The sequence below is a fragment of the Arthrobacter sp. JUb119 genome (genome assembly GCF_024807995.1).
Classification (GTDB): Bacteria; Actinomycetota; Actinomycetes; order Actinomycetales; family Micrococcaceae; genus Glutamicibacter.
Genome location: NZ_JANUFE010000003.1, coordinates 40,483 through 58,162 on the forward strand (window position 1 = coordinate 40,483; position 17,680 = coordinate 58,162).

A 17,680-nucleotide genomic window follows, 5' to 3' on the forward strand; every position below is an offset into this window, starting at 1 on the left:
AACAGTTCAGGCAGGCTTCGATGTCTATCCTGCCGAAGTGCACCGGGCACAGTAGCCTAGAGCTATGCCCGAGAAACCGAGCTGGAAGGAACTATTCCAAGATGAGCACCACGAGTAAATTCACGCACTGGCAGCGCACCGAGTCACAGTTCCTGGCCGCTGACCCGCAGGCCGTCTACTCGATCGTGGGCAACCTGTCGCAGACCGGCCAGTGGATGAAGAGCTTCGACGGCTTCGTCGTGCATGACGACCAGCGCGGCGTGGGCACCAAGGTGGACCTGCTGCCGCCGGGCAAGTTCTTCGGCCCGCTGCACCGCAGCACCGCGCCTTCGGGCTCCATCACCCGGCGCAACCAGGACACCCTCATGGTGGAATTCACCCAACCGCAGCCGGCCGGTGAAATGGTCTTGCGCTGGCAGGTAGAGCCCCATGAGCACGGATCCGTGCTGCACTTCACCGCTGAGCTCAACGGCCCGGGCACCACCGCTTTCAAATTCACCGTGGCCAACGCCCTGTGCAAGGACTTCGCCATCGCGGCGGCCCGCCTGTACCGGATCATCGCCCCGGGTGCGCACCGCAAGCGCGATGCCCATGTGGTGATCTCCGGTGGTCGCGGATTCCTTGGCCGCAACCTCGTCGCCGATCTGGTCTGCCGCGGAATTTCAGTATCGGTGCTGACCCGCAACCCAGAAAACGATTTCCCTGCCGAGCAGTACAGCTGGGATGGCGTGCACCAGGGGCCCTGGGCCCGCGCGCTGTCCAGCAAGAATCCGGTGCACCTGGTCAATCTGGCCGGCGAGCGCGTCGACAAGCGCAACACCCCGGAGAACATCGCAGCGCTCACCGACTCGCGTGTGGCCTCCACCAAGACCTTGGCCGAAGCCGCAGCCTCGGCGCCCCAGCTGGCCACCTGGATCCAGGCCAGCACCACCGCCATCTTCGGTGACGCCGGCGAGGAAGAGCTGACCGAGTCCAGCCCCGTTCCCAGCGACCAGCGCGCCCTGCCGGAAATGACCGGGGTCGCTTCGGCTTGGGAGCAGGCCTTCTCCGAAGCCGCGGTCAACGCCGAACAGCGCTATCTCTTGCGCACTTCGCTGGTGATGCACCCCGACGCTCCCCTGCTTGGCCCGCTGAACCTGCTGGTGAATACCGGCATGGGTGGTCCCCTGGGGGACGGCAAGCAGTGGTTCAGCTGGATCGGGCTAGAAGACTGGCTGCGCTTGATCCGGTGCCTGCTCGGCTTCGAAGAGCCCTCCATCCCTGCCGGCCTGGTGCATGCCGCCAGCCCGAAGCCGCTGCGCAATGCCGAGGTCATGGCCGCCTTGCGATCCATCGCTGGGCTGCCTGGCCTGCCCACTGGGTCGGTGCTGCCCAAGATCGGCGCCGCGGTCATGGGAACCAATGCCCGGGTCGCGTTGACCGGCCGCAAGGTCACCAGCGAAGTCCTGCAGCAGGCCGGATTCGAATTCCAGCAGCTGGATTTCGCCTCGACAGTGGCTGGCTAGCGGCCGCCAGCTGCCGCAATAAGGAGTAACCTTTACCTCGCTTTGGGCTCGAACCTGCCGTTGCATGCCACGTCACAAGCCGCAGCGGCGGGGGCGGGCTCAATGTTCACCACGCGTTAAGCAGAACGTGTGCCGGTGCTTACGATGAGCGCTGAGCATGAAACTGTCACGCATTGTGCCGTGCAACCGCCCTTCTTCGGACAGTTTCAAAGGACATCTCCACATCATGGCCAACATTCTTGAAGCCCACGCCCCGGCTTCTCGCCACCGCATGCCCAAACCCAGCGATCTGGACAAGCTGCGCCACAAGGCGCGCGTTGTTACCGATCAGCTCAGCGCCAACGTCGCCGTCGACGCGGCCTACAACGAGTCCGAACCCGCGAATCTCCCGGCCAAGGTCCTGCGCATGGACCGCAAGCTGAAGAACATGAGCGAAGTTCGCCATTTCTTCCGCACCAATACCACTCCGATCTTCTTCCTCGGCGCCACCCCGGTCAATCTGCTGGGCCTTGACCGATGGGTCCGCAAATTCAGCTACATCACCTACTACGACGGCTGGGACGGCCACCACCCGCGGGTCTTCACCCCCGCCGAGAAGCCCTATGTCGATTTCCAGAGCGCCGAAGAGATCAACAACTGGCTGCTGGAGAACTCCGAGGTCCGCGAATACATCGATTCCCAGTGCACCCCGGGCGGTCCCCGGCCGAAGATCGCGATGGTCTTCTTCGACGAGGAAACCGAATCAATCTGCGAGGAACTGGGCTACGACCTGATCCTGCCCTCGGCCGCCTTGCGCACCGAACTGGACTCGAAGATCGTTACCACCAAGCTGGGCAATGCCGCCGGCGCACCATCGGTGCCCAACGTGCTGGGCACCGCCGATAACTACGACGAGCTCATGGAACTGGCCGGGGAAGCCGGCCTGGGCAAGGACCTGGTGGTCCAGACCCCCTACGGGGATTCGGGCAAGACGACCTTCTTCATCGACTCGAAGGCGCAGTTCAAGGCGCATGCCAAGAACATCATCGGCGAACAGCTCAAGATCATGAAGCGCATCAACAACCAGCCGGTAGCCGTTGAGGCAGTGCTGACCGAATGCGGCACGGTGGTGGGGCCGATCCTGACCGAACTGGCCGGCTACAAGGAACTGACTCCGTACAAGGGCGGCTGGTGCGGCAATGAGATGCACCCGGATGTGGTCACCGACTCGCAGCGTTCGCGCGCCATCGATCTGGTCCGCAAGGTGGGCAACGGTCTGAAGGACACCGGCTACCGCGGCTTCTTCGAGGTGGACGTGCTGGTGGACACCGACACCGACGAGGTGTACCTGGGCGAACTGAACCCGCGCATCTCCGGGGCCAGCGCCATCACCAACGTCACCGCCGGAGCCTATGCCGACGTGCCGCTGTTCCTCTTCCACCTGCTTGAATTCCTTGATGTGGAATTCGAGCTGGACGTTGACGAGATCAATGCTCGCTGGGAAGAGATGAGCGGGGCTGATGTCTGGAGCCACATGATCATCAAGGAAACCGATGACATCCTGCAGTACATCACCCATGCCCCACGCACCGGAAACTATTACCTCGACTCGCGCGGCAAGCTGCAATTTTCCCGTTCCGCATTGGACTGGCACCAGCTACAGACCCACAAGGAAGCATTCTTCCTGCGCATCTACGGCGTAGAGGATTACCGATGGAAGGGAGCCGATCTTGGGGTCCTGGTCACCAAGGCCAAGCTGCAGTACGAAGGCAAGAAGAAAACCAAGCTCAGCATCGATGCCAAGCACTTCATCTCCTGTATCCGATCCCAATACAAGGGAATTGACGTTCCGCCATCAGAGCATGGCAACTGAAGCGACTGATGCCGCCGGGCACATGGCGGCCAACTTGGCAGGTCCTCCCAGCAAGGCGCTGAACATCGCCACCTGGCAGTACCCGCAGAATATCAAGCGCTCATTCCAGAACATCGCCAGGATCCATCCCACCGTGAAGGTTTCGCGCGGCGATGGCCCGATCGTCAGACTGCACCTGGCCGAGGAGAAGCTGGGCAAACTGGAAGTGGCCAAGGCGAGCATTACCGACCCGGCGCTGACCGTGCGCGGGGTAATGCACGCGACCAATACCGACGCCGTGCTGGTCATGCACAATGGACGGATCCTTTGGGAGAAGTACTACAACACCATGACGTCGCTGACCGATCATCTGCTGATGTCGGTCAGCAAGACCCTGGTGGGTTCCCTGGCCGGGGCGCTGGTGGACGCCGGAATGCTTGATGCCGAGCAGGCGGTAGCCACCTACGTGCCGGCGTTGGAACGCAGCGGCTATGCCGGCGCCCGGGTGCGCGACCTGCTGGATATGCGCTCCGGGATCAAATTCTCCGAAGAGTATCTGGATCCCAATGCCGAGGTGCGCCAGCTGGAGGAGGCCATCGGCTGGGCCCCGTCGCGTGGCGGCATCGGGCCTATCGGGATGTACGAGTTCTTGCTGACCCTGCAGGCCAAGGGACCGCACGGCGGGGTCTTCGAATACCGTTCCTGCGAGACCGACGCCCTGGGCTGGGTGCTGGAAGCCGCCGGCGGCGCCCCGCTGCAGGAGCTGCTTTCGGATTATGTCTGGTCCAAGCTCGGTGCCCAGCAGGATCTGGTGATGGGCGTTGACCAATTCGGCACCGGAATGTTCGACGGCGGATTCAACGCCTGCCTGCGCGATTTGGCGCGTTTCGGCCATCTCTATGTCAATGGCGGGCGTGCGCTGACCGGCAAGCAGGTTCTCTCCGAGGCATGGATCGCCGACACCTTCGCCACCGATCCCGCACTGGTCCAGGCGTTCGCCCAGTCCCCGGGCGACAACATGATGCCCGGCGGGCACTACCGGAACCAGATCTGGTTCCCGAACCCTGCCACCGGGGCCGCGGTGGCCCTGGGCATCCATGGCCAGATGATCTATATGGATCCGGCGACCAAGCTGGTCGCGGTCAAGCTTTCCAGCTGGCCGCTGCCGCAGGATGCTTCCAAGCTGTTCCCGACCATTCGTGCGTTCGAGGCGATCTCGGCGCATCTGGCCGGACGGAAAATACAGCCTTAGGGCTGCTCGGGACTCAGGCCCTGATTTGCGCATTCGGTGCGCGGATCAGGGCCTTTCGGTTCATGACGGCACCTGTTCTTGCGTGCAGCGTTCTTCGCCGCGGAAGCCGGAACTCACCCGGGGATGCCGGGTGGGTCCGCAAGCTGCGTTCAAGGCAATCCGCTCAACCCGCTCAGGGCTGCTGCTCCGCGACCTGTTCCAGGGCTTCGCAGGTGAACACCTGGTAGCCCAGGTCCTGGTGGTAGCCGTGGATCTCTCTGGTATCGAGCCGGTCCATGTAATCCAGAATGCACAGGGTAATGACCTGGCCGGGGACCAGCACCGGGAATCCCGGCGGGTACGGGGTGACGAATACCGCCGACACGACGCGTTCTCCGTTCACCAGCTGGGTGCGGATCTGCGCGGAGGACAGGAAATGCGTCGCCGGGTCCTGGTAGGTCAGGTAGTAGGCCGAGCGCATGTCCCCGCTTCCACCGCCTCCTGCGAATTCAGGAGCGAAGGCGCTGAAGTCCGGCAAGGGAATCTGTTCGGCCGCAGGCTTCTTGCCCAGTGCCAGCACTCTCCCATCCAGCCGGCGTTTGCGGTCCAGTTCCTCGGCGATCTTCACCAGCACCTCGATCAGGTGCGCCACGGCCGAACGGGTGGTGCCGATATTGGTCATCAGCAGCACCGAGGTGCGGCTGGTCTTGTTGACCTGGATCGAATGCCCATCCATCAGGTATTCGTGCTTGAAGGTGTCCCCGTCCACGCCGGTGCGGCTGATGTCCAGGGTCAGGCGCGAGGGGTCGACCACGAACTCGTCTTCCGCCCAGGCTTCGTCCCAGGCTGCCAGCCCGTCGCGCACCGGGTTCTGCGTGGTGGACTGGCGGTACTTCTGCGGGATCAGGTCCGTCGAATGCAGGATCTTGAAATACTTGCCCAGCAGCTCGTTGCGCGCCATGGCCCGCGAAATCGACTGCGCCAAATCGACCTGGCGCTGCACCAGCGCGTAGCCTTCCAGCTCCGCCTGACGGCGGCCGATATCCAGCGAAGCGAGGATCTGGTAGTTCGGCGAGGTGGAGGTGTGGGTCATGTAGGCCTCGCGGAAGGCGTTGAGGTTGCGCACCGCGAAATCCTGGTCGTAGATGTGGATCATCGAGCCCTGGCGCAAGGAGGTCAGGGTCTTATGCGTGGACTGCGTGGAGTACACCCGCAAGCGGACCTGCTCCGGATCCGGAATCAACCGGGTCTCCAGCCAGGCCTGGTCATTCTCCGGGTGCTCCACGGTGCCCGGTGATGGAAGGGCCGCACGCTGCGCGGCGTAGCGCTGGTGGTAATCCGCGGTCTCCAGCTGCTTTTCGAGCACGGCCGCCACGGTCATGGCGGTGCGCTGGCGGTACACCGGGTGGAATCCTGCGAAGGCGAACCAGGCCTCGTCCCAGAGGAACACCAAATCCGGCTTGATGGCCAGGCATTCTTCCATCACCCGGCGCGGGTCGTAGATGATCCCGTCGAAGGTGCAGTTGGTCAAGGTCAGCATCTTGACCTTGTGCAGCAGGCCCTCGCGGCGCAGCTGCAGCAGCCGTCCCTTGATCTCCTCCAGCGGCACCGCCCCGTACATCGAATGCTCGTTGAGCGGGTAGGCCTCCAGGTAGCTGACGTTCGCCCCGGCGAGCACCAGCGAGTAGTGGTGGGACTTGTGGCAGTTACGGTCCACCAGCACGATGTCCCCCGGAGCGAGAATCGACTGGTGCACGATCTTGTTGGCGGTCGACGTGCCATTGGTGACGAAGTAGGTGCGGTGGCTGCCAAAAGCCCGGGCCGCCAGCTCGTGGGCCTTCTTGATGGAACTTTGCGGGTCCAGGAGGGAATCAAGCCCGCCGGAGGTGGCCGAGGTTTCGGCCAGCAGCAGGTTCTTGCCATAGAAGTCCACCAGGTCCCTGGCCCATGGGGAGTTCTGCACCGAACCTGCACGGGAAATCGGCATGGCGTGGAAAACCCCGCCAGGCCGCTTGGCGTACTTCTGCAGCGCGTTGAAGAACGGGGTCTGGTAGCGTTCGAGCACTTCCGAGACAATCGACAGGTGCAGATCCATCCGGTCATTGCGCGAGAAGATCCGGCGGAAACGCCCGGTGATCTCGTGGGCAATCGATTCCAGGGCGACCCCGGCGATCAGGTACACCGGGACTTCGGGGCGCAGTTCATCGAGGATGTTTTCCAGATCCAGCAGGCCCTGGATCTGCCTGGTGGATTGGAAGTAGCCTTCCATCCGCCGGGCTATGAAATTCTTGAGCGTCGAGGAGAGCCGGCGACGCGTGCGCACATCAAAGCGGGCGGTCAGCACGACGGACTGGATGCCGGGGTTGATCAGGATCGCGGCCAGGGCGTCTTCCACGCTGGGCACCACCACGAAGTTGTAGTGGAACGGATCGGTGCGCTGGCGCTGTTCGGCGATTTCTTCCTTGAAAAGCTCGATCTCCTCCGCCGGGCCATTATCCACCAGCAGGATTTCCACCATCGGGGCCTGCACCCTGGCGTTGCCAGGTGCACCGTTGCCCAGCTGGGATGGATCCTGTTCCGCCTCGTCATGGCCTTCAAGGTCAATGTACTGGGTCAGCGTCCTGAAGGTCTGGTTCGCTTGGTAGACCAGCTTCATGGCATCTTCGTACTGCCCGCCGGACATGAGCCGGGAAACCTCGTTGAAGTATTCGATGCCGGGATTCGCCCAGTACGGTTCTATGGCTGCCAGCAGCCCCAGCAACCGGCCGGCCTCCAGTTCGTGCTCCGTGCGGCGGTCTTCCTCCTGGTATTCAGAAGAGATCTCGCTGAGCACATAGCCCAAGTGCTCCCACGCGTCCTTGCGTTTGCGCCACGCGCTTTCAGGCGTAGCCGTTCCCTGGTTCGTCCCGTAGGTCAACCTCTTGCTCACGGTTGCCGGTATTCCTTTCACCCCTGCAGCGTTAACTGGTTGTTAACAGCGCGAGCGAAGCCATGCCGCCCGGTATCGTGAGACTATGCCACTTCCGAAGCGGTTCCGAACCGTTGAGGCGATATTACGCATTATTATCGCCTTTCGGGGAAGTGTTCACTTGCCGTTCACCTTCCTGGGCCCAGCGGCGAACAGCGGCCAAAGACGAGTTGGACTCCAGTTGAATTCTGGTGCTGCACGACGCGGTTTCCTGGTCTGGTTCAGCTACTGATCAGCCGCCCACCGCGTTTGCGGGCGCTAACCACCAGAGAGGCCTTAACTTGCAGCATCGAGTTCCCCCAGGCGCTGTGGGAAATGAAGTCATAGAGCTCGGCCTGGTTGGCCACCGTCACGTCGACCACCAACTGGCAATCCCCGGCCACGGCCGCTGCATAGCGAACTTCCGGTCGGGTGGCGAGTCGCTGGCCCAATTTTTCGACTTGGGATGGCGTCGTCGAAACCCAGAGCAATGCCTCGACCGGCAACCCCACGGCCAGGGGCTCAACCAGGGCGCGAATGGCGATCTGCCCGGTGGATAGGAGCCAATCGATCCGCCGCGCAACAGAGGTCTCGCTCATCGCCACCCGGCGGGCAATCGACTCGAAGCTGGCTCTGCCGTCATCGTGCAAAGCATCGATGATCTGCTCGTCCTTGGAGTTGAGGTTCGGCTGGATGCGCCAGCTCGTGACATCCGGGTCCTTTTGCAAGGCAAGCTCTTCTGCGGGCTTCAAGGATCCCAGGCGCCACCCGCGGATCGTCTTGAAGTACTTCAACACCGGATACACGACAATCGACGAGACCCCCGGCGTAGCAGGCAGTTCCAGGGAGAGCACTTCGGTCACATCTCCGTTGTAGTGCATTTCCACGACGAGATCCTCCCGGCCAGTGACCTGGTAGGAAAAGCTGGTATCCGGCCGGGAAGACAAGGATTCACTGGCAATCCGCCCGGTGCCCGGGGCGCAAGTGCACGCGATCAGCAGCGAATGCTCGCGGTGGCGGATCGCCGCAACCGTAACCAGCCCATTCTCCAGCAACCACGCGCCATGGCGGGCGACCGAGCGTTCAGGCAGGTCAAGCACGGCAGCTATCTTCCGCCAGGTGGCTCGCCCGTCCACTTGGAGGGCGGCAATGATGCGGCGTTGCACCGTGCTCAGCTCGATCATCCGTTCCTCTGTTCTAGTCATCCAGCGGCGTCCCGCACCTCCTGGTTGGCCGTTTTCGGCCGGCCAATCGATGCATACTTCAGCGCGCGCCGGCCAGGCAGCTGCGCGGCATCTGTCGCCGCAAGCTGCGCAAGCGCCGTGGACACTGCCGCTCCGACTTCCAGCGAGAAGCGCTTCGGAGCGGTGGTCACATCATACTCCTCGGGGACGATCACCTGTACTATCCCCGCACGTCGCAGCGAGTATGCATCGGTTTTCTGGGCATAAGCCAACGGTGCGGCGTGCTCCGTGTCCCGGTACATGATCGCGCTGGCTCCCTCCGGCGGCAACGGGGAGAGCCAGGAGTTTGCTGCGGCTATGGAGATATCAGCCGGCAGCAAGGCAAGTGCGCCGCCTCCGGTGCCCTGGCCCAGCAGCAGCGAAACGCTCGGAACGCCAATGCCCACCAAGGTGCTCAGCGAGCGGGCAATCTGCCCGGCCATGCCGCCTTCCTCGGCCTCACGGCTCAGCGCCGCTCCTTCGGTGTCGATCACGGTGAGCATCGCTATGCCCAGATTCTGTGCCAGCAGCGCCCCCCTCCGGGCTTCGCGCAGGAAGGCAGGCCCCAGCGGATCGAGGTTTTCGGAGTGGTCTATCCGCGACCGGTCCTGGCCGATGACCACCGCCGGCTGGCCCCCGATGCGCGCGAGCGCCAGGTACATCCGCGGATCGCTTTCCCCTTCGGTGCTCCCGGAAAGCTGCAACGCATCGCTGGCGGCGTACTTGATGACGTGGCGCACCGAGGGGCGTCGGGATTTGCGCGTGGCGAGTATGGCATCCCACACCTGGGATTCGGTGAGTCTCCGGTCATCTGCCAAGGGGTAGCCGGCAATCGAGTCGATCGGATCTCCCGGGGCGATGATTGCAAGCACCCGGTTGACCAGCCCGCCCAGCTCATGGACCGGGACCACGGCGTCGATCAGCCCGTGCTTGTGGAGATTCTCGGAGACTTGCACTCCCTGCGGGAAGGGTTTGCCGTAGATGGTCTCGTACACGCGCGGACCAAGGAATCCCAGCAGGGCACCGGGCTGTGCGATGGTGATGTGCCCGGTGGATCCCCACGACGCCATAACCCCTCCGGTGGTGGGATGCCGCAGGTACACCAGGTATGGCAACCCGGCAGCAGAATGCGCCCTAACCGCGGCCGTGATGTGCACCATCGACACGAACGCAGGGGTTCCCTCCTGCATCCGGGTTCCGCCCGAGGCCGGGGAAGCCAGTACCGGCAGTCCCAATGCGGCGGCTTTTTCGAATGCCGAAGCAATCCTGCGGGAGGTGCCCTGGCCAATTGATCCGGCCAGGAATCCGAATTCGGAGAGGACGACGGCCACTTTGCGGCCATTGATTGTGCCGGATCCGGTCAGTACCGCTTCGTCGGCCCCGGAACGGCGCGCGACTTCTTTCAGCTGGGCCCGGTAGGCGTCATCGGCAAAAGAATAATCCGCCGGCTCATCCCAGCTCTCGAAGCTGCCCACATCGAGCACCTGGTCGATCATGTGCTGTGCACTGATGTGCTCGATTTTCTCCTGCACCATACTCAACGCACCGCCTGCTGCGCGCGGGTCTTGAGCCATTCCCGGATCCGCTGCTCGTCATGGTTCAGCAGTGGCGGAGCGGAGTGCCCGGTCCGGGTGACTTCCTTGCCGCCCTCGAAGAACCGCAGCGGCGCGCCTGGGAGAGTCAGCTCCCCTAGCAACGGGTGCTGGACATTCAATGCCAGGCCTTGCGAGCGCACCTGGTCCCATTCGTACACCTCATCCAGGGTTCTGACGATGCCGGCAGGGACGCCGGCTTCACCGAGCATTTCCAGCAGCTGGCTGGTACCGTGGCGCTTGAACTTTTCTTCGATGGCTTCGATGAGCTCGTCACGCCGTTCGACGCGATGCTCATTGGTTTCGAACCCCTCGGTTGGCAGCTGGAATGCCGCCACCAGTGAATCCCAGAGCTTCGGGCTGCCCACGCTAATTTGCACAAAGCCATCGGCGCTGCGGAACAGTCCATAGGGCGCGATGGATGGATGGTGGTTGCCCTGGGCGCGCGGAACCTGTCCTGCAACCGTGCTGCGGGTGCCCTGAAAGGCATGCACTCCGATGATCGATGCGAGCAGCGAGGTGCGCACATGCTGGCCTCTGCCCGTGCGCTCGCGTTCCAGCAGGGCCGCCAGCACGCCGTAGGATCCATACATCCCGGCCAGCAGGTCTCCGATGGGAACGCCGACTTTCTGCGGGTCCTCCGGTCCGGAACCGGTCAGCGACATCAGCCCGGCCTCGCCCTGCAGAATCTGGTCGTATCCGCTGCGCCAGGCTTCAGGGCCGTCATGGCCGAAGCCGGAAATCGAGAGGGTCACGAGCTTTCCGTTAATCATCTGCAGGGCTGCATCGTCGAAGCCGAGCCGGTCCAGCACTCCGGGGCGGAAATTCTCTACCAGGACATCGGCCTGCGTCAGCAGGCTGCGCAGGGTCTGGATTCCGTCGGGGCTCTTCAGATCCAGGGCAATGGATTCCTTGTTGCGGTTGCACGAGAGGAAATAGGTCGATTGGCGGTCCTCCTCCGGCCCGACGAAGGGCGGACCCCAGCCTCGGGTGTCATCGCCGCCCTGGATATTTTCCACCTTGATTACTCGGGCTCCCAGATCGCCAAGCATCATCGTGGCATGCGGTCCAGCCAAGGCCCGCGACAAGTCGATGACGGTGTACCCGGACAGCGGTCCGGTGCTGTGCTGTTCCTTGTTCATATTTGCCTCTCTAGAATTCCGGTATCAGGCGCTGGCGGTCTTGACTGCATTGACGGCCACCGACTGCGGATCAGTGGCCAGAACCGGCATCACGTCCGCGAAGCGGTTCTGCTCCTCGTAGCCGGCAGCCCAATTGAGCAGCTGGGCGTCCTTGTAGTGATTCGCCGCCAGCTGCCATCCCACCGGAAGCCCGGACTCGGTGAAGCCTCCTGGCATGGCGATGACCGGCAGGCTCGTGGCCGAGAGCAGGCAGGCAGATCGCATCCAGTCCAGATAGGTCTCGGCGCGGGTTCCAGCGATTTGCTCAGGCCAGCGCTGCGCTGCGTCGAAGGGCAAGACCTGGGTTGCCGGGGAGAGGAACAGATCGTAGCGCGAGAAGTAGCGCTGAACTGCTCGTTCCAGCCGGGTTCGGGCCGCCATCGTCGAAATCATGGCTTCTCCGTCGAGGTCCGTCCCCTTCTTGACATTCCAGAGGACCTCGGGCTTGATCAGCGAGCCGTGGCTCCGCACTAGTCCGCCAAGATTAGTGGCGAAATCGAAGGCCCTGGTGTTGCCGAAGACTTCGTCGGCATCGGTAAAGTCAATGCACGCCTCTTCGACAATTGCGCCAGCGGCCTCGAAAACCGAGAGTTGGCGATGCAATACCTCTACGACCTCGCGCTCGATCGGAACACCGATCCCGAAATCGAAGCTATAGCCGATGCGGACTCCGCGCAATTCTGGTTCGGGAGTGCCGAAATCGCTGGCTGAGAGCTTGTTCGGGGTCGGAAGCCTGTCGTCACCTGCGCTGGCTCGCATGAACAGCGCGATATCCTCCACTGTGCGTGCGATCGGTCCCGAACGGGCCAGCCAGGAGTAGGCATTGGATTCCGCCTCCAGCGGGATGACCCCGTAGGAGGGCCGGAAACCAATGACATTGCAGAAACTGGCCGGAATGCGCAGCGAACCGCCCATGTCTGAGCCGTCACCGAGCGGCTGGATCCTAGCGGCGACCGCGGCGGCTACGCCGCCTGAGGAGCCTCCTGCCGATCGATCCACCGCATAGGGATTCGTCGTGGTGCCGAACAATTCATTGAAGGTATGCGATCCGGCTCCGAATTCCGGGACATTGGTCTTCCCCGTCCTGATCGCGCCTGCTGCTGCCAGTCGGGCGATCTGCAAGTCGTCCTGCTCTGGGACGTTGTCCTTTAATGCCAGCGACCCCTGGGTGGACAGCAAGCCGGCGGTGTTGAACGTGTCCTTGTGCGTCATCGGCAGACCGTGGAGCACTCCAGTCGGCTCGTTTCCCGCCGTGGCTTCATCGGCCTTAGCAGCGAGAATTCGCGCGCGTTCGAAATCCGTGATGACCACGGCGTTGATTTGGGCGTTAACTTCATCGATTGCCTGGATATGGCTCTCCAAGGCCTCACGCGCCGACAACTCGCGGTTGCGGATCTTTGCCGTGAGCTCCGTGGCGCTCAATTGCTGGATCTCGTTCATGGCCGTGCCTTTCTAAAGGATGACTGCATTGCGATATGTGTCACAATCTTCCGTCTACGTTGGCCGCAAATGGAATACTCCTCAAGAAAACTCGCCATTTTGGGGGATCTCGCCATAAATATGGCTAATTCCGACATTCCTTGCCGAAGGCCTCCAATAGGAGGAACCTTGAATTCAATGAGACCGGCATCACATCATGCTGGTGAATATCGAAGGAGTTCCGATGCATTTCCCCCTTGCAGCCGGCGATCCAGTTTCAACTGACATCTGGGCCGTCGCCAACAGCCCTTTCCTGTGGTTCTGCGCTCTGGGCGTCTTCGCCGTGATCTTCGTCCAGACCATTCTCTATGTCCGTGCTGCCAAGGCCGCAGCACCCCATGTCGATATGCCCGTCCGCGAAGTCAAGGAAGCCTTCCGTGCCGGTGCCGTCGCCTCGATCGGGCCATCCCTCTCGGTGGTGCTGGTCGCCATCGCATTACTGGCTCTGTTCGGAACGCCAGCCGTTCTTGTCCGCATCGGGCTGATCGGCTCGGCCTCCACGGAAACGGCCAGCGCCAACTTGGCAGCCCAATCCATGGGCTCGATGCTCGGCGGGGATACCTACACCCAACAAGTTTTCGCCGTGGCCTTCATGGCCATGAGCCTATCGGGAGGCATGTGGATGCTCTGCACCTTGCTGCTGACCCCGGTCTTGAAACGCGGCGGCAAGTCCTTGGCCAAGCGCAACCCAGCGGCCATGGCCCTGATCCCCACCGCAGCCCTGCTCGGAGCGTTCAGCATGCTGACCATCGCCGAAATTCCCAAGTCCAGCATCCACATGACGCTGGTGCTGATCTCGGCAGCCTCCATGGCTTTGTTCCTCTTCTTGGCCAAAGTGCTCCAAGCCAAATGGCTCAAGGAATGGGCCTTGGGATTCGCGATCCTGATCTCGATCACCGCCGGCTACCTGATGCACACCGCATAGCGAATTAGAAAGGACAGAACCCATGAGCTCACCAGCAATGACCACTGCGGACGCCTCGATGGCCCGCTTCGAGCAGCAGACCACACGCTACGGTTCACTGACCATGACAGCCGGCTTGATCCTCTCGCTGCTCGGCCCGATCTACCTCGTATTCTTCACGGACCTCGACATCAGCCCTTCGATGATCTGGGTCGCCTTCGCCGCCGTTGCGGCCACCTTCGGAATTTTCTGGTTTGTCGAACCACTGACTTATTTCCCGATCCTGGGTTCGGCAGCTATGTACCAGGCCTTCATGATCGGCAATATCTCCAACAAGCTGCTGCCTGCCGCCATCGTGGCCCAGTCCGCGATCAATGCCAAGCCCGGCACCAGGCGCGGCGATCTGGCCTCGGTGATGGCCATCGGCGGCGCGGCCACCGTCCACCTGACCAGCCTGCTGGTCTTCGTGGGGATCTTCGGGTCCTGGCTGGTCTCGATCATTCCAAACGACATGATCGAGGTAGCCCGAATCTACATCTTGCCCTCCCTGATGGGAGCGGTACTTGTCCAGGCCATCGTCGCCATGAAGCAGGTTCGCCCGACCATAGTTGCCATCGTGCTGTCGCTGACCATGTATTTCGTGGTCATCCCGCTGGTTCCATCCTTGGCCCTGTTCGGCACAGCCCTGGTTGTGCTCTTCTCCATCATCGTTTCGTGGATCGTGCGCGATCGCAAAGCAGTCCACACGCCCGTTGCTGACTAAAGGAGTCACTTTGAATACCCAACCCGCTGGCGCATTGCAAACCGTCCTGACTGGCGAGCAAGCCGAGCTTATGCACGAAATGTATCGCCACCTGCATGCCAATCCCGAACTGTCAATGCAGGAACGCGCGACCGCCGCTTATATCGGCAAGCAACTCGACACCATGGGAATCGAGAACTTCGTCTGCGGCGGTACCGGCGTCGTCGGCATCCAACGCAATGGCGAGGGGCCTGTGGTAGGGTTCCGCGCCGATACCGATGGCCTGCCCATCGCGGAAGATACCGGAGCCAGTTATGCTTCGGAAGCTCGCGGCCAGCTGGCCGATGGCACTGACGTCCCGGTCATGCACGGATGCGGTCACGACACCCATGTCACCGCGGCGCTGACCGCCGCTGCCCGGCTCGCCGAGCAGACGGGGGCGTGGAACGGAACCATCGTGTGGATTTTCCAGCCCGGCGAGGAAACCAGCGCTGGTGCCAGGGCCATGCTCGAAGACGGACTGTGGGACAAGGCCCCGGTACCCTCGGTCATCCTCGGCCAGCATGTCTTTCCTTTCGCCGCGGGCTCGGTGGGCCTGACCAGCGGCCCCGCCATGGCAATGGCTGATTCGCTGAAGGTGACGCTGCACGGCAAGCAGTCCCACGGCTCACAGCCGCAAGACTCCATCGACCCGATCGTCCAGGGCGCGCACACGATCACGCGCCTGCAGAGCCTGGTTTCGCGGGAATTGCACCCTCAGACTCCTGCGGTGCTCACCTGCGGCTCGTTCCACGCCGGGTTGAAGGAGAACATCATCCCGGATCGCGCCGAATTCACCTTGAACATCAGGACCTTCGATGAGCAGACCCGCACCCAAATCCTGGATGGGGTCTCACGCATAGTGAGCGCCGAAGCCGCCGCGTCGAATGCTCCGGCACCTGAGATCGAAACGCTGAATTCCTTCCCCAAGCTGCACAATGATCCGGGCCACACCGAGCAGGTCAAGGAGGCTTTGAGCCGGGAACTCGGGGAAGGCAAAGTTGTCGACCTGCCCGCTGCCATGGGATCCGAGGATTTCGGGGCTCTGGGAGATGAGATTTCGGTGCCGTACGTCTACTGGTTCTTCGGCGGGTTCCTGCCCCGTGACGAGGCGCCACCGGTGAACCACTCGCCGTATTTCCTGCCTGATTACGAGCTTTCCCTGGCAACAGGGGTTCGCGCCGCGCTGGCGGGCCTGGGGCATTACCTGGCCAGGTAGCGGACTCCGGTTCCCAAGTCGATCGCGCCGCCGGCGGCATGCCAAGGCCCGGGTGGAGGAACACTCCTTCCGCCCGGGCCTTCGGAATGTTCTTGCCGGTTTGGCTAGAGCCGGGTACGCCCATCGAGGTAGGCGCCGAGCACCTGCAGCACACCGTGCTCGAGGTTGGAAGGCGCGGTGAAGTTCGCGGCTTCTGCCACCACCGGATGCGCATTGGCCATGGCGAAGGAGTAGGTGGCGGCCTTGATCATTTCCAGATCATTGGGGTAGTCGCCGAAAACTGCCGTTTCATCCGCGCTGATTCCCAGCTTGTCCTGCAAGGCTGCCAGGGCCAGTCCCTTGTGCACGCCATGGTTCATGGCATCCACCCAGTGGCTGCCGGAGATCACCACCTGCAGCGGCACCTGCAGCGCTGCCGCCATTTCCTGCACGGCGCCGGTGCCGACGTTGACGGCCATCTTGATGATCTCGTCCTCGACCTGGGCCAGGTCTTCAACCACCTGCACGGCGCGGTAGTACGGGGCCACGGCGTTGGCGAACTGCTCATCGGCGCGCTCCACATAGGCGGTGCGGCGTCCGCACAGCACCAATCCGGCATCCAGCGCCGCTTGCCCGCGCACGGCCTGGATGACGGCGGCTACCGATGGCGGGTCGATGATGTTGGAGTAGATCTCGTTCTCGCCGTGCATCACGACGGTCCCGTTCTCGGCAATGATCGCGATCTCCCCCAAGGGGGCGAACTGCTCGCGCAGGGTCGCGAACTGGCGCCCGGAAGCTGGCACGAACTTGATGCCGCGGGCCTGGAGCTTGTCGATCACAGCCCACGATGCCTCGGGGATCTTGCCTTCGCCGTCCAGGAAAGTGCCGTCCATGTCAACGGCGACGAGCTTGATCTGGGCCTTCGGGTCAATCGTATGCATAGGTTCCTAGTTGCCGGGTTTCAGCGCGCGGTGCGCAGCGCCCAGTACCCCGGCGGCGTTGTTGAATTGGGCAGGCACGATCTTGGCTCGCAGTTCCAGCTGCGGCAGGAACTTTTCGTGGTCTTCGGAGATCGCTCCGCCGATGATGATCAAATCCGGGCTGCACAGGAATTCCACGTGGGACAGGTAGCGTTGCAGGCGGGCGATGTACTGCTCCCAGCTGAGGTTTTCCTCGTGCATGACTCGCGCGGCAGCCTTGCTCTCGGCATTGAATCCGTCGATTTCGAGGTGGCCGAATTCGACATTCGGGAAGAGCACGCCGTCGCGGAAGAAGGCCGAGCCGATGCCCGTGCCCAGGGTCAGCAGCAAGGTGCTGCCCTTGACCGGCTTGCCATGTTCGGCTCCGGCACCCGCGTAGACCTCGGCCACGCCGGCGGCATCCGCGTCGTTGAGCACAAAGACGTCGCGGCCCAGGATCGCGCTGAAGGTGGCGGTGACGTCCAAGCCGATCCAGGCCTTGTCGATATTGGCCGCCGAGTGCACGACGCCGTCGATGACGATGCCAGGCACGGTGACGCCAGCGGGGATTCCTGCCAGCTCGTCGCCGGTGAGCTCCTGCAGGTCGGCAACGATGCCCGCCATCACCTGGGCGACAGCATCCGGATGCGCGCCCTCAGGGGTAGCTGCCTTGCTGAAGGTGCTCTCAACAAGCTTGCCGTCGGTTCCAACCAATCCGTACTTGATCGACGAGCCGCCCAGATCAAGGCCGATGGCAGCGAACTGCGACATGGATGCCGATGCGTCAGATGGTGCCATCAGTGGTCTCCCCGGTGAAGCAAATAAAATTTTAAGGACTCTTTACAATAT

At 62.6% G+C, this 17,680-nt stretch carries 13 protein-coding genes; 6 read left to right on the top strand and 7 right to left on the bottom strand.

Annotated features, from left to right (window positions below):
- Positions 1 to 101 precede the first annotated feature (101 nt).
- The 3 genes from M2368_RS09185 (at position 102) to M2368_RS09195 (ending at position 4,588) form a co-directional block, all read left to right on the top strand.
- On the top strand, positions 102 to 1,505 hold the full coding sequence (locus M2368_RS09185; RefSeq protein WP_498724377.1) for an NAD-dependent epimerase/dehydratase family protein: 1,404 nt from the start codon (positions 102 to 104) through the stop codon (positions 1,503 to 1,505).
- A 226-nt stretch (positions 1,506 to 1,731) separates the two neighbouring features.
- Entirely contained in the window at positions 1,732 to 3,357 is a 1,626-nt protein-coding gene (locus tag M2368_RS09190; RefSeq protein WP_105658878.1) for a biotin carboxylase, read from the top strand.
- Complete coding sequence (locus M2368_RS09195) at positions 3,347 to 4,588, top strand: serine hydrolase domain-containing protein (RefSeq protein WP_400343777.1); 1,242 nt, start codon at positions 3,347 to 3,349, stop codon at positions 4,586 to 4,588. The genes M2368_RS09190 and M2368_RS09195 overlap by 11 nt, the downstream gene beginning before the upstream one ends.
- Positions 4,589 to 4,760: 172 nt before the next feature.
- Here M2368_RS09195 and M2368_RS09200 read toward each other — a convergent pair whose 3' ends face one another.
- The 5 genes from M2368_RS09200 to M2368_RS09220 form a co-directional block, all read right to left on the bottom strand.
- Positions 4,761 to 7,496, bottom strand: coding sequence for an aminotransferase class I/II-fold pyridoxal phosphate-dependent enzyme (locus M2368_RS09200; RefSeq protein WP_426733612.1), 2,736 nt, complete (start codon positions 7,494 to 7,496; stop codon positions 4,761 to 4,763).
- A gap of 260 nt (positions 7,497 to 7,756) precedes the next feature.
- Positions 7,757 to 8,719: an Lrp/AsnC family transcriptional regulator gene (locus M2368_RS09205; RefSeq protein ID WP_286134385.1), complete on the bottom strand. Its 963-nt coding sequence runs from the start codon at positions 8,717 to 8,719 to the stop codon at positions 7,757 to 7,759.
- Complete coding sequence (locus tag M2368_RS09210) at positions 8,716 to 10,311, bottom strand: carboxyl transferase domain-containing protein (RefSeq protein ID WP_498724378.1); 1,596 nt, start codon at positions 10,309 to 10,311, stop codon at positions 8,716 to 8,718. Before M2368_RS09210 ends, M2368_RS09205 begins: the two co-directional genes overlap by 4 nt.
- Positions 10,275 to 11,471: a CaiB/BaiF CoA transferase family protein gene (locus M2368_RS09215; RefSeq protein ID WP_105658883.1), complete on the bottom strand. Its 1,197-nt coding sequence runs from the start codon at positions 11,469 to 11,471 to the stop codon at positions 10,275 to 10,277. The genes M2368_RS09210 and M2368_RS09215 overlap by 37 nt, the downstream gene beginning before the upstream one ends.
- A gap of 24 nt (positions 11,472 to 11,495) precedes the next feature.
- Positions 11,496 to 12,950 carry an amidase gene (locus tag M2368_RS09220; RefSeq protein ID WP_105658884.1) on the bottom strand — a complete coding sequence of 485 codons (1,455 nt, stop codon included), beginning with the start codon at positions 12,948 to 12,950 and terminating at the stop codon, positions 11,496 to 11,498.
- Between the two features lie 223 nt (positions 12,951 to 13,173).
- On the opposite strand from M2368_RS09220, the gene M2368_RS09225 reads away from it, so the two are divergent.
- From M2368_RS09225 to M2368_RS09235, 3 genes are all read left to right on the top strand, one after another.
- Entirely contained in the window at positions 13,174 to 13,914 is a 741-nt protein-coding gene (locus tag M2368_RS09225) for a DUF5058 family protein (protein ID WP_105658905.1), read from the top strand.
- Between the two features lie 22 nt (positions 13,915 to 13,936).
- Complete coding sequence (locus M2368_RS09230; RefSeq protein ID WP_105658885.1) at positions 13,937 to 14,656, top strand: hypothetical protein; 720 nt, start codon at positions 13,937 to 13,939, stop codon at positions 14,654 to 14,656.
- Between the two features lie 70 nt (positions 14,657 to 14,726).
- Positions 14,727 to 15,893 carry an amidohydrolase gene (locus M2368_RS09235; protein ID WP_105658906.1) on the top strand — a complete coding sequence of 389 codons (1,167 nt, stop codon included), beginning with the start codon at positions 14,727 to 14,729 and terminating at the stop codon, positions 15,891 to 15,893.
- 104 nt (positions 15,894 to 15,997) lie between these two features.
- Here the strand turns inward: M2368_RS09235 and M2368_RS09240 are convergent, their stop codons facing one another.
- Both M2368_RS09240 and ppgK read right to left on the bottom strand, forming a co-directional pair.
- The gene (locus M2368_RS09240) at positions 15,998 to 16,813 is read right to left on the bottom strand and encodes a Cof-type HAD-IIB family hydrolase (RefSeq protein ID WP_133834900.1); all 816 of its coding nucleotides are present in this window, start codon (positions 16,811 to 16,813) and stop codon (positions 15,998 to 16,000) included.
- A gap of 6 nt (positions 16,814 to 16,819) precedes the next feature.
- Positions 16,820 to 17,629 carry a polyphosphate--glucose phosphotransferase gene (gene ppgK, locus M2368_RS09245; RefSeq protein WP_426733607.1) on the bottom strand — a complete coding sequence of 270 codons (810 nt, stop codon included), beginning with the start codon at positions 17,627 to 17,629 and terminating at the stop codon, positions 16,820 to 16,822.
- Positions 17,630 to 17,680: the final 51 nt, after the last annotated feature.